General features: G+C 74.0%; 6 protein-coding genes. 4 read left to right on the top strand and 2 right to left on the bottom strand.

Annotated elements, in window-relative coordinates; genetic code table 11:
- The 3 genes from L0B03_RS14030 to L0B03_RS14020 all read left to right on the top strand — a co-directional run.
- Positions 1 to 1,106: DUF4153 domain-containing protein (locus tag L0B03_RS14030; protein WP_250446836.1), on the top strand; the 1,106-nt coding region annotated here is incomplete at its 5' end.
- 90 nt (positions 1,107 to 1,196) lie between these two features.
- Positions 1,197 to 1,616: a PadR family transcriptional regulator gene (locus tag L0B03_RS14025; protein WP_250446833.1), complete on the top strand. Its 420-nt coding sequence runs from the start codon at positions 1,197 to 1,199 to the stop codon at positions 1,614 to 1,616.
- The gene (locus L0B03_RS14020) at positions 1,613 to 2,383 is read left to right on the top strand and encodes a hypothetical protein (protein ID WP_250446830.1); all 771 of its coding nucleotides are present in this window, start codon (positions 1,613 to 1,615) and stop codon (positions 2,381 to 2,383) included. The genes L0B03_RS14025 and L0B03_RS14020 overlap by 4 nt, the downstream gene beginning before the upstream one ends.
- 182 nt (positions 2,384 to 2,565) lie before the next feature.
- On the opposite strand, the gene ligD is transcribed toward L0B03_RS14020, so the two are convergent.
- Both ligD and L0B03_RS14010 read right to left on the bottom strand, forming a co-directional pair.
- A complete protein-coding gene (gene ligD / locus L0B03_RS14015) occupies positions 2,566 to 3,657 on the bottom strand; it encodes a non-homologous end-joining DNA ligase (protein ID WP_250446828.1) in 1,092 nt (363 codons plus the stop codon).
- Positions 3,658 to 3,701: 44 nt separating this feature from the next.
- Positions 3,702 to 3,938 carry a hypothetical protein gene (locus L0B03_RS14010; protein ID WP_250446827.1) on the bottom strand — a complete coding sequence of 79 codons (237 nt, stop codon included), beginning with the start codon at positions 3,936 to 3,938 and terminating at the stop codon, positions 3,702 to 3,704.
- A 31-nt stretch (positions 3,939 to 3,969) separates the two neighbouring features.
- Between L0B03_RS14010 and L0B03_RS14005 the strand changes: the two genes are divergently transcribed.
- Positions 3,970 to 4,779 (top strand): hypothetical protein (locus L0B03_RS14005; protein WP_250446825.1); only part of this gene is annotated, 810 nt, incomplete at its 3' end.

Genomic DNA, 4,779 nt, shown 5'->3' with positions numbered 1-4,779 from the left:
GGGACCAGGTCGCGACGATGCTGCGCAGCGTCGGCGTCACGGTCGCGCTGCTGCTCGTCTTCGGCCTGCTGTTCGCGAGCGCCGACCGCGTGTTCGCGAGCTACCTGCCGCGCTCGGCCCCCGAGCTGTTGCCGGCCCGGGTGGTGGTGGGCGCGGTCGTCGCCATCGTGGTCGCGAGCGTCGCGCACCTCGCCCTCGCTCCGCCGCCGTGGCGCGAAGCACGGTTGCCGTCCGCGCGCCCCGCACGGCTCGGCGAGTGGCTCCTTCCCGTGCTGGCCCTCGGCGGACTCGTCCTGGCCTTCGTGATCGTGCAGGTGGGCGCCCTCTTCGGGGGGCACGACCACGTGCTCGAGACGGCGGGGCTCACCCACGCGCAGTACGCGCGGGAGGGCTTCGGTCAGCTCGCGGTGGCCACGGCCCTCACCCTGGTCGTGGTGGCTCTCGCCGCGCGGCGCGCCCCGCGGACCACCGCCCGCGAGCGGGTGGCGACCCGGGCGGCGCTGGCGCTGCTGTGCCTGGGCACCCTGGGGGTGGTGGCCTCGGCCCTGCGCCGCATGGACCTGTACGTCGACGCCTTCGGGCTGACCCGCCTGCGTCTGCTCGCGGTCGTCGTCGAGGTGGTGCTCGGCGTGATCCTGGTGCTCGTCCTCGTCGCCGGGGTGCGCTGGCGTGGCGGGTGGCTGCCGCGGGCCGTGGTCCAGGTCGGCGCGGTCGCGACGCTCGGGCTCGCGATGATCAACCCCGACGCGCAGATCCTGCGGCACAACGTCGCCGCCGAGGTCGCCGCGCAGCAGGTCGGCGAGGTCGGGGTGCGGACCGGGACGGTCGTGGGCCTGGACCTGGGGTACCTCCAGCGGCTCTCGGCCGACGTCGTGCCCGCGGTGCACGAGCTCGAGGAGCCCTGGCGGAGCTGCCTGCTCGAGGCGACCGTCCCGGAGCCCTCCTCGGGCTTCGCCGAGTGGAACCTCGGGCGAGCCCGAGCGCTCGCCCTGGCTCCCGAGGCTGCGAGCCAGGGGGGAGTCGTGACCGACGGGGCGACGCTCGCGCCCCCCGTGGACACGACCCCGTGCATGACGGCGCTGTACGGGGAGTCGTCGGCCTACTGAGACCCGACCTCCTGAGCCTCGGGCTGCCGGCCTCGGGCCGCACCGAGAGTGGGTAGCGCGCCTGACTAGATAGGCGTACTGTCTACTCGTATGAGCGAGGACGTCGTCTGGCCGGGGGAGTGGCTCCGCGGCGTCCTGGGCCTGTGCGTCCTGCGGGCCCTCGCGGACGGTCCGACCTACGGCTACGCGATCGCGAGCCGGCTCGCGGCGGCCGGCCTCGGCCACGTGAAGGGCGGCACCCTGTACCCGCTGCTGGGTCGCCTCGAGGCCGCCGGTCACGTCACGGTCGAGTGGCGGCAGGGCGAGGGCGGGCCGGGGCGCAAGTACTACAGCCTCACGGCCACGGGGGAGCGGGAGCTCGTCTCGCAGGCCGAGCGCTGGCTGACCTTCTCCGGGCTCACCGCCGACCTCGTCACCGGCCCGCCGGCCGCTGCGGCGTCGCCCACGTCGACCACCGCCGAGCTCCCGCCCCCCAGCACCACCACGACCACCCCGGAGGTCCCACGATGACCACCCACGAGGCTCGAGATCGACGCCGCTACGCCCTCGAGCGTGAGCTCGCCCCGCACGTCGAGGAGACCTGGGCCGAGGCGTTCATCCTCGAGCTGCGCCTGCGAGGCGTCCCCGGTCCGCGGATCGCCGACGCCCTGGTCGAGGCGGACTCGCACTGCGCCGAGAGCGGCACCCCGGCGAGCGAGGCCTTCGGGGACGCCGTGGAGTACGCGGCCAGCCTCGAGCTGCCGACCGCTGACGAGCCCGTCGGGCAGCGCCTGCACGACGTCCTGCCGATGGCCCTGCAGGTCGTCGCGGTGCTCGCCGCGACCTGGTCGATGGTCGACGCGCGCCAGGGGGGCGCCGTCGAGATCACGGTCGGGGCGGTGGTTGCCGCGGTGCTCCTCGCCGGCGAGTGCGCGTTCCTCTCGGTGCTGGTGGAGCGGTTCTTCCGGACGGTGGTCGAGCACCCGGTGCGGACGTGGTTCGTCGCGATGGCGAACATGGGCGTGCTGGTCCTGCTGATGCTGGCCCTCGACGGGGTGATCGCCGCGGTCCCGGCTCGGCCGGTGCTGGCCGGCAGCCTCGTCCTGATGCTCGTGGGGGCGGTGTGGCAGGCCCGGCACAACGGCACCGACGTCGAGGAGGACCTCCTCGTAGCACCGTTGGCCACCCCGACGGCGCTGCAGCCCTCCCGGGCGCACGCCATGGCTTTGCGCCTGCAGCCCTGGTTCCTGCCGGTCGTGGTGCTCGTGCTGACGGCCGTGTTCTGGGTCCTCGGGTGAGCCGGGAGTGCCGCGGTCGACGGGTTCGCCCGAGGGGTGCGTCCACCGCGAGGAAGTGTTAATCTTCAATCAAGACCCGCTGCCTGCCCCCTGCGCAGCGGGTCTCTTAATGTCCGGACCCGGGCGGAGAGGCTTGGCGCTCCCCGCTCTCACCGGTCCCGCGCACGGCCCAGCCTTCCTGCTCAGTCCTCGGTGGCGTCCGGCACGGGCGCCCTGACCTTGGCCCGGCTGGGCTGCACGCGCTTGGGCTCGCCCGGCATCTTGGGGTACTCGGGCGGGTAGGGCAGGTCCTCGTGCCCGTGGTCCCGCTCGTCACGGTCGGCCATCTCGAGCAGCGGCTCGATCGAGAACCGCCCCGGCGCCCCCGCGACCAGCGGCGCGTAGAGGTCCCCGACCTCGGCGAACCTCGCCGGGACCGACAGCACGTCGAAGTCGTCGGGGTGCACCTCGCCGAGCTCCTCCCAGGTGACCGGGGTCGAGACGGTCGCGCGCTGGTTGGCGCGGACCGAGTACGCCGACGCGATGGTGCGGTCACGGGCCATCTGGTTGTAGTCGACGAAGATCTTCTCCCCCCGCTCCTCCTTCCACCACCGCATGGTGACGAGCTCGGGCAGTCGTCGTTCGACCTCGCGTCCCAGGGCGATCGTCGCGCGCCGCGCCTGGGTGAAGGTCCACCGGGGCTCGATGGGCACGAAGATGTGCACCCCGCGCCCGCCCGAGGTCTTGCACCAGCCCTCCATGTCGAGCTCGTGCAGCAGGGCGCGCACCTCGGGGGCCACCCGCACCGCGTCGTCGAAGTCGGTGCCCGGCTGCGGGTCGAGGTCGATGCGCAGCTGGTCGGGCGACTCGACGTCGGCCCGCGTGACGGGCCACGGGTGGAACGTGATCGTGCCCAGGTTCGCGGCCCAGCCGACGACGGCGAGCTCGGTCGGGCTGACCTCGTCGGCTGTGCGCCCCGAGGGGAAGGCGATGCGTGCGGTCTCGACGTAGTCCGGGGCCCCCTGCGGGAGGCGCTTCTGGTAGAACGCGTCGCCACGTGAGTCCGCACGGGTGGCCATGACGGCTCCCTCGAACACGCCCTTGGGCCAGCGCTCGAGGGTGGTCGGACGGTCCCGCAGCGCACCGAGGATCCCCCCGCCCACCGCGAGGAAGTACTCGACCACCTGGAGCTTGGTCAGGCCGCGCTGGGGGAAGGCGACGCGGTCGGGGCTGCTGACCCGTACCGTCCTGCCGTCCGCCTGGAGCTCGACCGCCGGCGTCGTCGCACGTGCCATGGCCTCACGCTAGGGCTCGCAGGGCCCGACGGCGAGGGGGCGGCTCAGAGCACCTCGAGGCGAGGGCTGTCGAGGTTGACCCGCAGGTGCTGCCCGCCGCCGAAGTCGACGATGACGGCCTCGTCGCCGTCGAGGGCGACGACCTTGCCCATGCCGTGGCGCTCGTGGGACACACGGGCGCCGACCGGGATGGGCACGATCTTGGCCTGGGCGGCCTCACGGGCAGCGTTGAAGGGACTGGTGGCGAGGTACCGGCGCTTGCCGGCAGGTCTGGAGGGCATTACCCCTACTGTCCTCCTCCTGGAGGCTTCTGTGAACCACGCGGGCGCGAACTGGTACGCGACCCCGCCCCCGCGGGCGCCCCCACGGGCGTACCGTCAGGAGATGGAGCACTCGATGAGGAGTCCCGAGTACGACGCCTTCGGCCCCTGGGTCTACCAGGTCACGACCCCCGACGAGGTGCCGCCGCTGTTCCGCGACCACCCCCTCGACCTGGCCTCGGCGCAGCTGGTCCTCAAGGTCCCCCGGCGGATCGCGCGACGCGACGCGAACCCCTCGATGCACCTCTACGACCATCTGCTCGTGGTCGACGGCACGGGCCTGACGGTGCTGAGCCGCCGTGGCGAGACGCACACCACCCGCCACGTGCCCCCCGAGCAGGTCGCGGCCGTGGTCGACAGCGTCAACCTGCTCGACGCCCGGCTCGCGGTGCACCTGACCACGCGGGGCGGCGCGGGGGCGGCCGGGCCGGGCACGCCCTCCCGGCAGAACCCGGTGGTCGCCGTCCGCTACAACGGGGCCTCGCACGACGTCGTCCTGGGGCTCGTCGACCAGATCCGCGGGCTGTACCGCTCGGGCCCCGCCGGCTCGACCCGCGCCGAGGGCGAGCCGCCGGCGAGCGCCTCCGGGCACGCCTCGTCCGGTCAGGGCCTCGCCCTGGACCTCGCCGACCTCGGCGACCTGGACGTCGCCCTGGTGACGGCCTACCGGGACCTGGCTCGTCGCGAAGAGGTCGAGCTGCTCGCCGCCCACCCGCGCACCGTGGTCCGTCCGCGGGGCTCGGGGGCCGCCGGCGCGGCGGCGGGTCTGGCTCACGCGGCGTGGCCGATGACCCTGCACGGG

The organism is Actinotalea sp. C106 (assembly GCF_023630195.1).
Lineage (GTDB): Bacteria > Actinomycetota > Actinomycetes > Actinomycetales > Cellulomonadaceae > Actinotalea.
Note: the sequence above shows the minus strand (reverse complement) of the source record. Positions and strands in the feature narration are given on the sequence as shown.